This window comes from Cognatiyoonia sp., assembly GCF_965661665.1.
GTDB lineage: Bacteria > Pseudomonadota > Alphaproteobacteria > Rhodobacterales > Rhodobacteraceae > Cognatiyoonia.
In genome coordinates, this window is the sequence record NZ_CBFIEO010000005.1 from 111,847 (window position 1) to 125,635 (window position 13,789).

Consider the following 13,789-nt stretch of genomic DNA (forward strand, 5'->3'; position numbering starts at 1 on the left):
ACAAACATTCCTCAATTGGGTCATGAAATAATACTTTAGGATAAGCCATTCTTCCTCCGATTACGAACCAAATAATAATAAACCGTCCAACTGCACGGCGGTGGAAAGCGAGCGAATACAATGGTTGAGTCGAGCAAGATCTTCACAGTGTCCTACGGGACGTTTTCTTGCACCCTTGAAGGGTTTGAGGATTCCCACTCCACGATGAAAGCGATTGCGGAATACTTCCTCGACCTTGCAGAGCGGGACCTTTATTTCGGTGCGGAGCCTCCAACACCAGACGCTGAGATGATCACTCGTATTGCCAAACGTGAGATCGAGCGCCGCGTTGAAGCGCGCTCTAATGAAAATGGTATCGTCCTGCGCGCCGCAGAAGCCGCGGCAAGTGACGCGCTCGACATGAAGTCTGACGATCAGACGGCCGAGGATGACGTCCAGTCAGATGACGTCGAAGAAGAAGCTGCCTAAGACGCACCGTCCAGTACCACCCTCGAGGATATTGCGCCAGAACAGCTGGAGCGTCAGACAACACATACCGACCCCTCCAGCGTCGCTGCAAAGCTCCAGCGCATTCGCGCAGTCGTTGGCGGCAACGACAGCGCTGCGTTCTTCAGCAACCCGTCTGAGGAAGAGAATGCACCCGAGGCGTTCACCTTCGACGCTGGCAAATCCGCAGAGTTCGAAGACGAAGCGGAACCTGAGGCCGAAGAAGAATTCGTAGCTGAAGAGGAAGAAACTGTCGAAGAAGAGGTGGTCAACGACGAGGCCGTCGAAGAAGAGGCCTCCGAAGAAGAAGTCGCTGAAGACGAGGCGACCCAAGAAGAATTCTTCGCCGACATGACGGAGGAAGACGAAGCCTAGGAAGAATTCGAAGCAGAAGCGGACGTCGCGGAAGCTTCGAAAGAAGACGATGCAGACGACCTGAACGCAGCTGACGCGCTCGCCTCTATCATGGCGACAACAGCCAAATCAGATGACCAAACGGTCGAAGCTGATGCGGGTGACATGTCCGACGCGGAAGAGTTTTTCGCCGATACCACTGTAGTAGAGGTTGCTGAAGACGCGGCAGAAGACGATGCCGACAACAAGACCTTCTCTGACATTGACACGGATCTGATTGCTTCCATTGCCACTGAAAGCGAGCAGACCGAAGAGACTGCTGAAGCTGAAGAAGTCGAAGAAAAGAAACCGTCGCTGACGGCCCGCATCCTGCGCTTTGGTCGCAAAAAAGCGCCTGTAGTTGAAGAACCTGTTGAAGAGCCAAAAGACGACATCAAGCTCGACGACGTGATCTCAGCGATTGAAGGCGAGGCGGAAGAAGGTGGCACCGCGTCCGACGACGAAGGCTTCAGCCTTGCCGATATGGATGGTGCTGACGATCTGACAGACTACGAAGACGTCGCAGCTGCCGCACTCGATCCAGAGGATGAAGCGAAACTGATGGCTGACCTCGCTACTGTTGAAGACGAGTTCGCAGCGGACTCCGAAGAATTCACCGCTGAAATGTCTGCTGACTTGGATGAAACGGCTGAGGAGATCGAAGTCGTTGCCAAGGCGGACTATGTTCTGATCCTTGAGCAATAAGTTGCCGTTGTCGCGGACGACGCCGACGCAACCGAAGTAAAAGAAGAAGCGGAAACTGGCGAGGCGTCCGCCCCTGCACGACATGCTGAACCTGGCACGCATCGTCTGCCTGAAAACGACCACGCCGCGATGGATCGCATTATGCAGCTAGCAGATGAGCAGATGGATGAGCCTGAAGGCAGACGTCATCGCCAAGCCATCGCGCAATTAAAAGCCACAGTCGTGGCAACAGAAGCTGCGCGTCAGTTGGGCGACACTGCCAAATCCAACGCTGAGGAGCAGGAAGAAAATCGTAAGAACTTTGACGACGTGGTGCGTCCACGCCGCGCTGACCGTCTGCCACGCGCCGAAATCCGGACAGAGCGTCCGCGCCCAGCGCCTTTGAAACTCGTCGCATCCCAGCGCATCGACGAAGATAGCGCTGCAGGTGAGGCCGTTGCCTCACGTCGCGTCGCAACATCCTCAGCCGATGAAGCTGCAAATGCAGAAAGCATTGCAGCCTAAGCCGATGAGGTTGGCGCAACTGAGTTGTCAGACCTGCTCGAAGCTGCAGCGGCCTACTGCGCAGATGTTGAAGGGCAGGAAGACTTTTCCCGCCCTCAGATCATGAAGAAGGATCAGGTGTCCTCCAAAGAAGAGTTCAGCCGCGAAGATAGCCTGCGCTCCTTCGGCACGCTGCTCCGCGAGGGCTGCATCAGCAAGTTCCGCAACGGCCGCTTCCAAATTACAGAGCAGACACGCTTCCGCCCCAAACAAAAAGTGGGCTAACTGCAATCACAGAAAAAAGAAAAGGCGGTCTGCTTTGACCGCCTTTTTCTATGCGCCCTCGTCCGGGTCCGGCTGTCCGATGCCCTTAAACACCCATTTCAGCGGGAAAACCCATCCGATGCCAAGCGCAACATAGAGGAAGAATTCAACCACCAGCTGGAACCGCGGTGCCGTGCTCATCACCGTCACCGCCAACATCACGTAGGCTGGCACGCCGACCACAAGGATCAGCAGCGACAGGCGTTTGCGGCCCTTATAGGTCATAATCAGTCTGCAAATGGGTCGGTAACAAGGACTGTGTCTTCTCTCTCGGGTGAGGTGGATACTAGCGCGACCGGGCAGTCGATCAACTCTTCAATCCGTCGCACGTACTTGATTGCTTGCGCAGGCAGATCGGCCCAAGACCGCGCACCTTCTGTGGATTCGTTCCAACCCGGCATCTCTTCATAGACCGGCGTGCAACGCGCTTGCTGGTCTGCCGCAATCGGCAAATAGTCGAGCGTTTCGCCGTCCAACTCGTACCCAACGCAAATCTTCAGCGTCTCAAAACCATCCAAAACATCCAGCTTTGTCAGCGAGATGCCATTGACCCCAGAGGTCGCACAGGTCTGACGCACGAGAACCGCATCAAACCATCCACAGCGCCGCTTGCGGCCCGTGGTCGTGCCAAACTCATGACCGCGTTCGCCCAGACGCTGACCGTCGTCATCGTCCAACTCTGTCGGGAACGGCCCCTCACCCACGCGGGTGGTGTAGGCCTTCACAATCCCCAGTACGAAATCAATGGCACCTGGACCGATACCTGTCCCAGTCGCCGCTTGGCCTGCAATGACGTTTGACGATGTCACGAAGGGGTAGGTTCCGAAATCAATGTCGAGCAACGCGCCCTGCGCTCCTTCAAACAGGATGCGCTTACCAGCCTTGCGTTTTTCATTCAGCACCTTCCACACTGGTGCCGCGTACTTCAGCAGTTCCGGCGCAATCTCCGCCAACTGGTCGAGCAAGGCATCCCGATCAATCTCTTCCAAGCCCAAACCACGGCGCAGCGCATTGTGATGCAGCAACGCGCGATCGATGCGCTTTTCCAATGTCGCAGCATCCGCCAAATCAGCAACACGTATCGCGCGGCGCCCCACCTTGTCCTCATAAGCCGGACCAATCCCGCGCCCCGTTGTCCCTATTTTGGCGATAGAGTTCTGGTTCTCCCGCGCGCGGTCCAACTCTCCGTGAAACGGCAGGATGAGCGGCGTGTTTTCCGCCACCATCAAGTTCTCAGGATTGATGTCGACGCCTTGTTCGCGAATGCCCGCAATCTCTTTCAGAAGGTTCCAAGGGTCCAGAACAACGCCATTGCCGATGACACTCAGCTTGCCCCCGCGCACAACGCCAGACGGCAGCGCATGCAGCTTGTAGACATCCTCACCAATGACCAGCGTATGCCCCGCGTTGTGACCACCCTGAAACCGCGCTACCACATCAGCGCGTTCTGACAGCCAGTCCACGATTTTGCCTTTGCCTTCGTCGCCCCACTGCGCGCCCACAACCACAACATTTGCCATCCTAAAGCCCTTTCTGTGCGGAACCCCGCGCCCCTATATCGTCCTGATCCCAGCAGTGAAACCGCTAATTCCCACTTCCCCTAGACAAGTTGAGGCGTCTTTGGTCATCTCAGGCAAAATAAAAGGTTTTCGAGATATCCTTTTTGATCCGATTGGTTTTGGCTTTTGTGCTGGTGGCCGCCACCTACAACCCCACAGACTGAAATTTTAGCTGGGGCCTGACAAATTATGAAACGAACCTGCCCGTCACCGTGCTCCTCGGCCTCATCTTACTGGTGGACTCCATTGTTTATCCGCGCGCCACGTTCCGCTCTATCGGCCTCTTCGGGATGCTTCTGCTCCTTGCAATCATCGGCACGATCCTCTGGGTCGCATTCGACAACGGCTGGCTCGCCCTCGACAACCCAACCTTGCTAACATGGATCGGCGTTGGTGCCCTTTCAACCGTGCTGGCCACCGGCCTCAGCTGGCCCATCGTGCGCCGGGCGATTTGAGGTCAGGCGGATGTAGATGATGTGGATGAATAGTAACTAAATCGGAGGCATCAGCGTCCTTAAACAGAATGCCGTCTTTGCTCTTGCGAGAAAATCCCCATCCACATAGATAGACACAATCTGAACTGAGGTAAAAGAGTCTCCGATGGAAAACGTTGTTCTTATCATCCACCTGATCTTGGCGTTGAGCCTGATTGGTGCTGTCTTGATGCAGCGTTCCGAAGGGGGCGGTCTTGGACTGGGCGGCGGTGGCGGCGGACCCGCAAGCAGCCGCGCAGCAGCAACAGCTTTGGGTAAGTTCACATGGCTTCTGGCGATCGGGTTCATCTGTACGTCTGTCTCTTTGACGATCATCGGTGCGCAGAACGCCTCCAGTACATCCGTTGTGGACGGCATTGACCTACTGCCGCCAGAGGGTGAAGGCGCCACAACGCCTGATCTGGGCGACAGCCTGTTACCGCCAAGCGGGGACGATGAACCGCTGATACCGTCAGGCAACTAAGCACCTCTAATTCCTACAACTTCTGGGATATAGAAAATTTTTTGCCACATCATCTAGCGTTGCGGGTTGATTAGGCGACCCGAATCCACCTATCCTTAAACCCCGTGATGATGCGAATGGCTACGTTCGGGATTCCGCCAAAAACAAAACTTCACGGGGGTGCCGGCAGTGGCGCGTTTTATCTTTATTACTGGCGGTGTTGTATCCTCACTGGGGAAAGGTCTTGCGTCGGCCGCTCTTGGGTCATTGTTGCAAGCGCGGGGCTATTCCGTGCGCCTGCGCAAACTTGATCCCTACCTCAACGTCGACCCCGGAACGATGTCGCCTTTTGAACACGGCGAAGTTTTTGTGACCGACGACGGGGCGGAAACCGACCTTGACCTCGGCCACTACGAGCGCTTCACCGGCGTGCCCGCCCGCAAAACAGACTCGGTCTCCTCCGGTCGCATCTATTCTGATGTTCTGGAGAAGGAGCGCCGCGGCGACTACCTGGGCAAAACCATCCAAGTCGTCCCCCACGTCACCAACGAGATCAAAGAGTTTATTTCCATCGGTGAAGACGAAGTTGACTTCATGCTCTGCGAAATCGGCGGCACCGTTGGCGACATTGAAGGCCTGCCCTTCTTCGAGGCCATCCGCCAGTTCACCCACGACAAACCACGCGGCCAATGCATCTTTATGCACCTGACGCTGCTGCCTTACCTCGCCGCTTCTGGCGAGTTGAAGACGAAGCCAACGCAACACTCCGTCAAAGAATTGCAGTCCATCGGCATCGCGCCAGACATCCTTGTCTGCCGCTCCGAGCAGCCGATCCCTGACAAAGAACGGGAAAAGATCGCACTCTTCTGCAATGTCCGTAAAGAAGCGGTTGTCGCCGCCTACGACCTGTCGTCGATCTACGAAGCGCCGCTCGCCTATCACGAACAAGGCCTCGATCAGGCGGTTTTGGACGCCTTTGGCATCGCGCCTGCGCCGGCGCCCAAGCTCGACATCTGGGATGATGTCTATGACCGCATCCACAACTACGACGGCGAAGTGAAAGTCGCGATTGTAGGCAAATACATCCAGCTTGAAGACGCCTATAAGTCGATCAAAGAGGCGCTGACCCACGGCGGCATGGCCAACCGCGTGAAGGTTCAGGTAGAATGGGTGGATGCGGAGCTTTTCGACAAAGGTGACGCCACCCCCCATCTCGAAGGATTCCACGCAATCCTTGTGCCCGGTGGCTTTGGCGAACGTGGCACAGAAGGCAAAATCAAAGCGGCGCAATTCGCCCGCGAACGCAAAATCCCCTACTTGGGCATCTGCCTTGGCATGCAGATGGCCGTGATCGAAGCTGCGCGCAATGTGGCGGGCGTGAAAAAGGCAGGATCCGAAGAATTTGACCATGAGGCGGGCAAGAAACGGTTTGAACCCGTGGTCTACCACCTCAAGGAATGGGTACAGGGCAACCACAAGGTTGAACGCAAAGCCGACGATGACAAAGGCGGCACGATGCGTCTTGGGGCCTATGACGCGACGCTCACCGAAGGCTCCAAAGTGGCAAAGGTTTATGGCTGCACCGCCATCGAAGAACGCCATCGCCACCGCTATGAGGTCGACATCAAGTATCGCAAGAAACTGGAAGCCGCGGGTCTCAAGTTCACAGGCATGTCGCCCGATGGGCGCCTGCCGGAGATTGTGGAATGGGAGGATCACCCGTGGTTCATCGGCGTTCAGTTTCATCCCGAACTGAAATCGAAACCCTTCGCCCCGCATCCGCTGTTTGAAGGCTTCGTTCAAGCCGCGGTCGAAAATTCCAGACTGGTCTAGGAGGGCGTTGCCCCCAGGCCAAGAGGCCCTCCCTCAAAATATTTCGAGCAAGAGACGCGATGTGCATTGAGATCATTGTGCCCCAGCCCTATGTCTGAGCGATGTTTGGCGATTTACTTAACAGGCTGCTGATCCCTGAAAACGAAACGGTCAGCGATGATGATGCCCGGCTCGCCTTGGGGGCGCTTTTGGTGCGGATTGCACGGTCAGATGGCGACTACGCCACGGTGGAGCAAGATCAGATCAAATCCGTCTTGTCCGCGCGTTACGGCCTTGCGGACGCCACCGCCCTTCTTGGTAAATGCGAAACCTTGGAAGCCGAAGCGCCCGACACCGTGCGCTTCACCCGCGCGATCAAAGACGCGGTTGCTTATGAGGACCGCATCGGCGTCGTTGAGGATATGTGGACCATCGTTCTGGCCGATGGTGTGCGCGACAAATACGAAAACCAACTGATGCGGCTTGTGCCACCGATGGTCGGCGTCACCGATCAGGAAAGCAACGCCGCCCGAAAACGGGTCGAAGCCCGCTGATGATTGCCAGCCTGCCGATGTATGACCGCCCCTCCACGGCGGAGGCGTATGACAGGCTTTGGGCAGGAATCCGAGATGGGCTGATCGCGCGGGACATCCCTGCGCCGGATACTTTGAAGCGATCGATCCGCTATCGCGACACATGGGCACGCGATGATCTATTGCTGGGCCAAATCTGCGTCATGCCCCTTCAGCAAGAGTTTCGAAACGCCATCACCGTGATTGGTGCCGCGGACTACGCCATCGATGGCTGTGCTCCGGGTTTCTTTAAATCGCTCATGATCTGTCGGTCGGATGATGGGCGCTCAGCCCTTGAAGCTTTTGCTGGCGGCCAATTTGCCTGCAACGCCAAGCATTCCTTTACGGGCTATTACGCGCCGATGGAGCTTTTTGCTGAAAATGGCCTTCAGGTGACTGACCCGATCATCACCGGCTCGCATGACAATAGCCTGCGGGCGGTGGTTAGTGGCGACGCTGACTTCGCCGCGATTGACGCGCATACATTCGATCTACAACATCGCGATATGGCGGAAGCACGTTTGGTTAAGGTCGTAGCAGAAACAAAATCCGCCCCCGGTCAAAGTTTCATCACCACCAAAGACCGCGACCCAGCGCCGTTCTTCACAGCATTATCAGACGCGATCGCCGGACTTTCCGCCAAAGACCAAACCATCCTCAGGTTGCGTGGGATCATCGACCTGCCCCGCGACGCCTACGACACTGCGGTTCCCTTGCGTTAACCAGTGCCCGCCACAAAATAAATTGCATTCAGCGCCGGAATCGGGCGTAGTGATCCCGCTGCAATGGGGTAAACTGCCATATGGCCCAACCAGTTATCGAAATTCACGAGCTGCATAAGTCCTATGGGGCTTTGGAGGTTTTGAAGGGTGTCGACATATCTGCCGGCACCGGCGACGTTGTCTCCCTCATCGGCTCCTCTGGGTCTGGCAAATCCACACTTTTGCGCTGCGCCAACCTTCTGGAAGACAGTCAAAAGGGTGACGTGATTTTTGATGGCGAACCGGTGAAATGGACCGGCAGCGGCCTCAACCGCCGCCCCGCCGACAAATCCCAAATGATCCGCATCCGCACAAACCTGTCGATGGTGTTCCAGCAGTTTAATCTGTGGGCACATATGTCGATCCTGCAAAACGTCATGGAAGCACCCGTCACAGTGTTGGGCCGCGACAAGGAGGAGGTTGAAGTCTCCGCTCGTAAATACCTCGACAAGGTCGGCATTGGCGACAAATGCGATGTCTATCCTGCGATGCTCTCCGGTGGTCAGCAACAACGCGCCGCCATCGCGCGCGCGCTGTGTATGGAGCCAAAAGCCCTGCTGTTCGATGAACCGACCAGCGCGCTCGACCCCGAGCTTGAACAAGAAGTTGTCAAAGTGATCAAAGACTTGGCCGCCGAAGGCCGCACCATGATCATAGTGACCCACGATATGAGGCTTGCCGCCGATGTCAGTGACCACGTGGTGTTCCTGCATCAAGGCAAGATCGAAGAAGAAGGCACGCCAGAAGCCGTATTCAAAAATCCGCAGACCGACCGGTTGAGGGGTTTCCTCTCTGCCACGGTGGCTGCATAAATCTGACATCAAACGGGAGAACCTTGATGAAAAACCTTATTTTGACAGCTGCAGTTGCAGCTTTGACAGCGGGCGCTGCCGCAGCAGACGGCCACGGTGTTGTGCGCCTCGGCACAGAGGGCGCTTACCCTCCATACAACTTCATCAACGATGCGGGCGAAGTCGACGGCTTTGAGCGCAAAGTGGGTGATGAGCTTTGCGCACGCGCAGAACTGACATGCGAGTGGGTCACGAACGATTGGGACAGCATTATTCCGAACCTCGTGTCTGGCAACTATGATGTCATCATTGCGGGTATGTCCATCACGGACGAGCGTAAAGAAGTCATCGACTTTTCTGACGCCTACACACAGCCTGATCCATCTGGCTACCTCGCCCTGTCTGCTGACGCAGACATCGAAGGCGGCGTGATCGCAGCACAGTCCAACACAATTCAAGCCTCATTCATTGCTGGCATGGGAGCTGCAACATTGCTTGAGTTTGCGACACCAGAAGAAACAGTTGCAGCCGTCCGCAATGGCGAAGCTGATGCCGTTCTGGCCGACAAATCCTTCTTGCAGCCCATCGCGGACGCAGAAGCAGAGCTTGTGATGCTTGAGCAGCAGGAGCTGATCGGTGGTGGTGTTGGTCTCGGCGTGCGCCAGTCCGATACAGAGCTGCGCGACAAGCTTTCCGCTGCGATCCAGTCCATGAAGGACGATGGATCCCTTAACGCTCTGATCACAGAGTGGGGTGTCGGCGAACCTTTCTAAGGTTCAGCCAACCGAATTGAAGGGCCGTGTGATTGCGCGGCCCTTTTTCGTTTCAGAAACTGTCTAGCCTGTAAGGGGCGAGCGTCGTCGCCGTCTCATTGCTCGGCCCGTCGCGCACCTCTTTCGCAACAAGTTGGCCCAAAATAGCTGCCAATGTGACGCCCGAGTGGGCGCAGAGGGCATAAAGCCCGTCCTTTGCGTGTCCGACCACGGGGTAATTGTCCCTGGGAACGGGGCGTTGGGCTAAAGTCACCTCCGCCAATTGAAGGTCGAGGTTTGGGAACATCCCCCGCAACCGCGCCAACGCGGCGTCAGCGTCTTGAGAGAGAGAGGCGATTTCTTCGGACGTGTCCGACTGATGCGACACCGCCGTTGGCATCATCAACGACCCGTCCGCTAGTTGGCGAATTTCACCAATCGGACTGACAAGGATTTCGTTTGCCACGGGCGGCACAGGTTGCGTGCGGATCATGGCCCCTGGCCGCTTCAACATCGGTAGCGCCACTTCGACGGTCGACAGTAGGTGCTCCGACGCAACGCCCACCGCACACACGACGTCATCGGCCATAAATTTACCCGCCGTCGTTTCTACTCCGGTGATCTGATTACCATCCGCTACAAATCCAGTGGCGGTCACGCCTCGCACCACCTGCGCGCCCTTTTCCACTGCTGCACAAAGCAAGGCTTGCGTCAACTTGCCTGAGTCCGCCGCCGCTTCTTGCGCAAATCTCAAACACCGCTCTGGCGGGGTGTGAAGGTCGGGCACAAGCGCAGTAAACGCCTCCCGATCCATTACGTCGAATGCATAGCCAAGCTCTGACAAAGCCGCGGCCTGCGTATCAAACTCCGCACCATCGCTCTCGAAACAAAGCGCGCCGCACCAATCGATCGGCAGTGACAATTCCTCTGCCAATCCCCGATATGCCGCTAAAGACTGCTGCCGCAGCCGGAAATGATCCGCATCCAGATAGAAGCTCGCGTTGATCCAGCCAAAAGAGGCTTGCGTCGCCCCGCCCTGCCCGCTGTCGATCACCGTCACATCCGAGCCGGCCTTTTGCAGTTCATAGGCCGTTGCAGCACCCAAAATGCCCGCACCGATGACCATTACTTTTTGCGCCATACTGACCTTTCCAACTCCCCATGAACGCCAAGATCATTGACACCCTCACCTCCATACGTGAGGAATGATCAACGCCACCCAACGACGTGAATATGTTTAGCTATTGCACGGATCCCGCGGCCTTGTCAGGCTTCAACTGGTTGTCATGCTATTTGACGACCGGGAAGCATATGAACCTTTACTATTCGGTCGGCACGGTCCTGTTGCTTCTGGCGATCACCGCGCCCACGGCATTGGCGTTCGGCTTTGGTGGCGCGTCCGCCGCCCGCAGCGGCGTCGCCACCCTGCGATGGATTGGAAAAGCTTATATCTCCATCGTGCGCGGCGTTCCTGACATCGCATTCTTCCTGTTCTTCGTCATCGCACTCGATCAGGTCTTCGAATACATTCGCCACCGCTGGAAATGCCCCGACTGGGAAGAGGCGATTTACCAAGGCAACGACTTCGTCGTCTGTGCCCAAGCGAAACTACCTTTGGGCAATGCCCCACAGTGGCAGCACGAAACCTATGGCTTCATACTGGCTGTTCTGACCTTCGCCATCGTATTTGGGGCTTTTGCTGCCAACGTGCTCTTCGGCGCGATGCGTGCCGTTCCAAAAGCGCAGCTTGAAACCGCGGCCGCCTACGGCATGACCCAACGCCAAATCAATCGACGGGTATTGATCCCGCAAATGTGGGTCTATGCCCTGCCAGGCCTGTCGAACCTCTGGATGGTGCTGATTAAAGCCACGCCTCTGCTGTTCCTCTTGGGCGTGGAAGACATCGTCTATTGGGCGCGGGAATTGGGTGGCACAAAGACCCCACAATTCACCGACTACCCGCACGGGGACTGGCGCATATGGTACTTCGCAGCCCTTCTAATATTTTACCTGCTGTTCACCAAAGTGTCTGAGGTCGTGCTCGACCGTATAATGGCGCGCCTCACGCACGGGCAAGCGACGGCGGCTGGCGAAGCACAGCGAAAGGCTGCGGCATGAATTGCGCTCAAACTATCGCTGACTATGCCTTCCGCAGCATCGGATACGGCGAACGGCTACTCCCCCGCAGTGACTTCACGCTGTGCCAGCAATTCACACTGATCGGCTCCGGCATGATCTGGAACATCTATTTCGGGGTTCTGGCACTGCTCTCCGGCTTCATCCTCGCCACTGCCGTGGCCGTTGGCAAAGGGTCGTCGAACAGGATCCTGCGGAAATGCTCCGAATGGTTCATCTTCATATTCCGTGGCTCGCCGCTCTTCATCCAGTTCTTCTTTGCTTACTTCCTGTTCCTGTCGCTCAAAGGCGTCTTCCCAATCTTCCGCCCACTGACTTCGGCCACCTTGGGCGCGCTGATCGTGCTCTTCTTCAATACCGCCGCCTACTCGGGTGAGATTTTTTATGGCGCGTTACAATCCATCCCAAAGGGCGATGCCGAAGCCGCAGACGCCTATGGCCTGTCGGGGTGGGGCCGTTTTCGCCGCGTGATCTGGCCTACCATGCTGCGGCTTGGCTGGCCTGCTTATACGAACGAAGCGATCTTTCTGTTCCACGCCACAACGCTGGTCTTTTTCGCGGGCTTCCCCGCCAAACAACAACGTGGTGACGCGCTCTATTACGCCAACTATTTCGCGGATAAGACGTTCAACCCGTTTATCCCCTACCCGATCTTGGCAGGCTACTTCATCCTGCTCACACTGATCATCATCGGCATCTTTGGTATCATCAACACGCGGCTGAACCGCCACCTGCCACAAGACGCCAAACGCAAAATCCGCTACAGGCCGCAATTGATCCGATGAACGCTCAAACCATCCAATGCGGGGCGGCTGACCTCAATGGACAGCTTCGCGGCAAACGCCTGCCGTATGATATGCTGGACAAAGTCGCAAAATCCGGCATCCGCTTCCCCTTGTCTGTTTTCAACCTCGATATCTGGGGCGAAGACATAGAAGACAGCCCGCTGGTCTTTGAAACAGGCGACGCCGATGGCGCCATCCTGCCCACCGAACGCGGATCGATCCCCCTGCCTTGGCTGGCGGAGGAAACAACCTTCATCCCGCTCTGGGGCTTCAATGAAGACGGCACCGCCTTCGCCGGTTGCCCACGCCAAGCCCTCAAATCCATCGTGGATCGGTTCGCTGCACATAGCCTCACCCCCGTCGCCGCGTCTGAGATGGAGTTTTACCTCGCCGATCCCAGCGACGGCGAAGTCACCCCAATCGCCGAAGAACCCGGCGGCCAGATCATGTCGCTGCGCGCGCTCGACCGCTTGGACCCGTTCTTTGTCGATCTCTACCAAAGCTGCGCTGCGATGGGCATCGCAGCTGAAGCCGCCACATCGGAAAGCGGCACCGGCCAGTTCGAAATCACCATTCAACACACCAACGACGCCCTCAAAGCCGCCGATGATGCGTGGTTCTTCAAACTCTTGGTTCAGGGCCTCGCCGCGAAACACGGCATGGCGGGCAGCTTTATGGCCAAACCGATGGCGGAAGACGCCGGAAACGGGATGCACACCCATGTTTCGCTACTGAATGCCGAGGGGCAGAATGTCTTTGCAGACGGCACCGAAGACGGCACGCCTTTGTTGGAAAATGCTGTCGCCGGATGCCTTGCAGCCCTGCAAGACCTGACGCTCATCTTCGCGCCGCACGCCAACAGCTATGCGCGCATGGTACCCGGGGCCCACGCGCCCACCAGCATCTGCTGGGGCCACGACAACCGCACCGTTGCCGTGCGCATCCCCCGCGGTGATCCTAAAGCCAAGCGCGTCGAACACAGGCTTGCCGGTGGCGATGTGAACCCCTACCTCAGCTTGGCCGCGATCCTTGGGTCCATGCTCTACGGTATCGAAAACGCGCTCACACCGCCAGAGCCCGTCACCGGCAACGCCTACGATCAAAGCCATCCGCAGGTGCACGGGACATGGGCCAAGGCGATCGGCGCTTTCGAACAGTCGGGCATCGTCGCCAAAATCTTCGACCCCAAACTCATCAGCTACTTCACGGCCACCAAGCGCCAAGAATTGAAGCGATTCCCGACCCTCTCCCCCGACAATCAATTGCTGAGCTACCTTGACAGGGTCTAGGCTTC

17 protein-coding genes and 1 pseudogene are annotated in these 13,789 nt (G+C 56.9%); 14 read left to right on the forward strand and 4 right to left on the reverse strand.

Translation table 11 applies throughout. The features are described from left to right. Nucleotides 1-120: 120 nt before the first annotated feature. Nucleotides 121-468 carry a hypothetical protein gene (locus tag ACTF5F_RS04860; protein WP_438955753.1) on the forward strand — a complete coding sequence of 116 codons (348 nt, stop codon included), beginning with the start codon at nucleotides 121-123 and terminating at the stop codon, nucleotides 466-468. Here the strand turns inward: ACTF5F_RS04860 and ACTF5F_RS04865 are convergent. Next, a complete protein-coding gene (locus tag ACTF5F_RS04865) occupies nucleotides 439-819 on the reverse strand; it encodes a hypothetical protein (RefSeq protein ID WP_438955754.1) in 381 nt (126 codons plus the stop codon). The genes ACTF5F_RS04860 and ACTF5F_RS04865 overlap by 30 nt on opposite strands. Before the next feature lie 132 nt (nucleotides 820-951). On the opposite strand from ACTF5F_RS04865, the gene ACTF5F_RS04870 reads away from it, so the two are divergent. The 3 genes from ACTF5F_RS04870 (at nucleotide 952) to ACTF5F_RS04880 (ending at nucleotide 2,352) form a co-directional block, all read left to right on the forward strand. Further along, on the forward strand, nucleotides 952-1,584 hold the full coding sequence (locus ACTF5F_RS04870; RefSeq protein WP_438955755.1) for a hypothetical protein: 633 nt from the start codon (nucleotides 952-954) through the stop codon (nucleotides 1,582-1,584). 141 nt (nucleotides 1,585-1,725) lie between these two features. Further along, nucleotides 1,726-2,088, forward strand: a complete 363-nt coding sequence (locus ACTF5F_RS04875) for a hypothetical protein (RefSeq protein WP_438955756.1) — start codon at nucleotides 1,726-1,728, stop codon at nucleotides 2,086-2,088. A 24-nt stretch (nucleotides 2,089-2,112) separates the two neighbouring features. Continuing rightward, complete coding sequence (locus ACTF5F_RS04880; RefSeq protein ID WP_438955757.1) at nucleotides 2,113-2,352, forward strand: hypothetical protein; 240 nt, start codon at nucleotides 2,113-2,115, stop codon at nucleotides 2,350-2,352. A gap of 48 nt (nucleotides 2,353-2,400) precedes the next feature. On the opposite strand, the gene ACTF5F_RS04885 is transcribed toward ACTF5F_RS04880, so the two are convergent. Further along, on the reverse strand, nucleotides 2,401-2,616 hold the full coding sequence (locus ACTF5F_RS04885) for a DUF2842 domain-containing protein (RefSeq protein ID WP_438955758.1): 216 nt from the start codon (nucleotides 2,614-2,616) through the stop codon (nucleotides 2,401-2,403). 2 nt (nucleotides 2,617-2,618) lie between these two features. Beyond that, entirely contained in the window at nucleotides 2,619-3,911 is a 1,293-nt protein-coding gene (locus ACTF5F_RS04890; RefSeq protein ID WP_438955759.1) for an adenylosuccinate synthase, read from the reverse strand. 143 nt (nucleotides 3,912-4,054) lie between these two features. Here ACTF5F_RS04890 and ACTF5F_RS04895 point away from each other — a divergent pair. From ACTF5F_RS04895 to ACTF5F_RS04925, 7 genes and pseudogenes are all read left to right on the forward strand, one after another. After that, a pseudogene (locus ACTF5F_RS04895) lies at nucleotides 4,055-4,405 on the forward strand (DUF6524 family protein). A 145-nt stretch (nucleotides 4,406-4,550) separates the two neighbouring features. Then, nucleotides 4,551-4,907 carry a preprotein translocase subunit SecG gene (gene secG / locus ACTF5F_RS04900; protein ID WP_438955760.1) on the forward strand — a complete coding sequence of 119 codons (357 nt, stop codon included), beginning with the start codon at nucleotides 4,551-4,553 and terminating at the stop codon, nucleotides 4,905-4,907. Between the two features lie 168 nt (nucleotides 4,908-5,075). Then, nucleotides 5,076-6,719, forward strand: a complete 1,644-nt coding sequence (locus tag ACTF5F_RS04905) for a CTP synthase (RefSeq protein WP_438955761.1) — start codon at nucleotides 5,076-5,078, stop codon at nucleotides 6,717-6,719. Nucleotides 6,720-6,820: 101 nt separating this feature from the next. After that, the gene (locus tag ACTF5F_RS04910) at nucleotides 6,821-7,252 is read left to right on the forward strand and encodes a TerB family tellurite resistance protein (protein WP_438955762.1); all 432 of its coding nucleotides are present in this window, start codon (nucleotides 6,821-6,823) and stop codon (nucleotides 7,250-7,252) included. Continuing rightward, nucleotides 7,252-7,992 (forward strand): phosphate/phosphite/phosphonate ABC transporter substrate-binding protein, encoded by a 741-nt coding sequence (locus ACTF5F_RS04915; RefSeq protein ID WP_438955763.1) that lies wholly within the window; start codon nucleotides 7,252-7,254, stop codon nucleotides 7,990-7,992. Before ACTF5F_RS04910 ends, ACTF5F_RS04915 begins: the two co-directional genes overlap by 1 nt. Nucleotides 7,993-8,072: 80 nt before the next feature. Continuing rightward, nucleotides 8,073-8,843, forward strand: a complete 771-nt coding sequence (locus tag ACTF5F_RS04920; protein ID WP_438955764.1) for an ABC transporter ATP-binding protein — start codon at nucleotides 8,073-8,075, stop codon at nucleotides 8,841-8,843. A 26-nt stretch (nucleotides 8,844-8,869) separates the two neighbouring features. Continuing rightward, a complete protein-coding gene (locus ACTF5F_RS04925; RefSeq protein ID WP_438955765.1) occupies nucleotides 8,870-9,595 on the forward strand; it encodes a transporter substrate-binding domain-containing protein in 726 nt (241 codons plus the stop codon). Nucleotides 9,596-9,647: 52 nt separating this feature from the next. Here ACTF5F_RS04925 and ACTF5F_RS04930 read toward each other — a convergent pair whose 3' ends face one another. After that, nucleotides 9,648-10,715, reverse strand: coding sequence for an NAD(P)/FAD-dependent oxidoreductase (locus ACTF5F_RS04930; protein ID WP_438955766.1), 1,068 nt, complete (start codon nucleotides 10,713-10,715; stop codon nucleotides 9,648-9,650). A 92-nt stretch (nucleotides 10,716-10,807) separates the two neighbouring features. Between ACTF5F_RS04930 and ACTF5F_RS04935 the strand changes: the two genes are divergently transcribed. From ACTF5F_RS04935 to ACTF5F_RS04945, 3 genes are read left to right on the forward strand one after another with little or no spacing between them, the layout of a single operon-like run. Beyond that, nucleotides 10,808-11,692, forward strand: a complete 885-nt coding sequence (locus ACTF5F_RS04935) for an ABC transporter permease (protein WP_438955767.1) — start codon at nucleotides 10,808-10,810, stop codon at nucleotides 11,690-11,692. After that, the gene (locus ACTF5F_RS04940; RefSeq protein WP_438955768.1) at nucleotides 11,689-12,495 is read left to right on the forward strand and encodes an ABC transporter permease; all 807 of its coding nucleotides are present in this window, start codon (nucleotides 11,689-11,691) and stop codon (nucleotides 12,493-12,495) included. Before ACTF5F_RS04935 ends, ACTF5F_RS04940 begins: the two co-directional genes overlap by 4 nt. Next, nucleotides 12,492-13,784: a glutamine synthetase family protein gene (locus ACTF5F_RS04945; protein ID WP_438955769.1), complete on the forward strand. Its 1,293-nt coding sequence runs from the start codon at nucleotides 12,492-12,494 to the stop codon at nucleotides 13,782-13,784. The genes ACTF5F_RS04940 and ACTF5F_RS04945 overlap by 4 nt, the downstream gene beginning before the upstream one ends. The last annotated feature ends 5 nt before the right edge of the window (nucleotides 13,785-13,789 follow it).

Excerpts from the sequence above, each read along its gene's own strand:
- ACTF5F_RS04935 (WP_438955767.1), top strand. The coding sequence starts at position 10,808 with ATGTTTAGCTATTGCACGGATCCCGCGGCCTTGTCAGGCTTCAACTGG.
- ACTF5F_RS04945 (WP_438955769.1), top strand. The coding sequence starts at position 12,492 with ATGAACGCTCAAACCATCCAATGCGGGGCGGCTGACCTCAATGGACAG.
- ACTF5F_RS04860 (WP_438955753.1), top strand. The coding sequence starts at position 121 with ATGGTTGAGTCGAGCAAGATCTTCACAGTGTCCTACGGGACGTTTTCT.
- ACTF5F_RS04890 (WP_438955759.1), bottom strand. The coding sequence starts at position 3,911 with ATGGCAAATGTTGTGGTTGTGGGCGCGCAGTGGGGCGACGAAGGCAAA.
- ACTF5F_RS04940 (WP_438955768.1), top strand. The coding sequence starts at position 11,689 with ATGAATTGCGCTCAAACTATCGCTGACTATGCCTTCCGCAGCATCGGA.
- ACTF5F_RS04915 (WP_438955763.1), top strand. The coding sequence starts at position 7,252 with ATGATTGCCAGCCTGCCGATGTATGACCGCCCCTCCACGGCGGAGGCG.
- ACTF5F_RS04910 (WP_438955762.1), top strand. The coding sequence starts at position 6,821 with ATGTTTGGCGATTTACTTAACAGGCTGCTGATCCCTGAAAACGAAACG.
- ACTF5F_RS04885 (WP_438955758.1), bottom strand. The coding sequence starts at position 2,616 with ATGACCTATAAGGGCCGCAAACGCCTGTCGCTGCTGATCCTTGTGGTC.
- ACTF5F_RS04875 (WP_438955756.1), top strand. The coding sequence starts at position 1,726 with ATGCAGCTAGCAGATGAGCAGATGGATGAGCCTGAAGGCAGACGTCAT.
- secG (WP_438955760.1), top strand. The coding sequence starts at position 4,551 with ATGGAAAACGTTGTTCTTATCATCCACCTGATCTTGGCGTTGAGCCTG.
- ACTF5F_RS04925 (WP_438955765.1), top strand. The coding sequence starts at position 8,870 with ATGAAAAACCTTATTTTGACAGCTGCAGTTGCAGCTTTGACAGCGGGC.
- ACTF5F_RS04920 (WP_438955764.1), top strand. The coding sequence starts at position 8,073 with ATGGCCCAACCAGTTATCGAAATTCACGAGCTGCATAAGTCCTATGGG.
- ACTF5F_RS04870 (WP_438955755.1), top strand. The coding sequence starts at position 952 with ATGGCGACAACAGCCAAATCAGATGACCAAACGGTCGAAGCTGATGCG.
- ACTF5F_RS04930 (WP_438955766.1), bottom strand. The coding sequence starts at position 10,715 with ATGGCGCAAAAAGTAATGGTCATCGGTGCGGGCATTTTGGGTGCTGCA.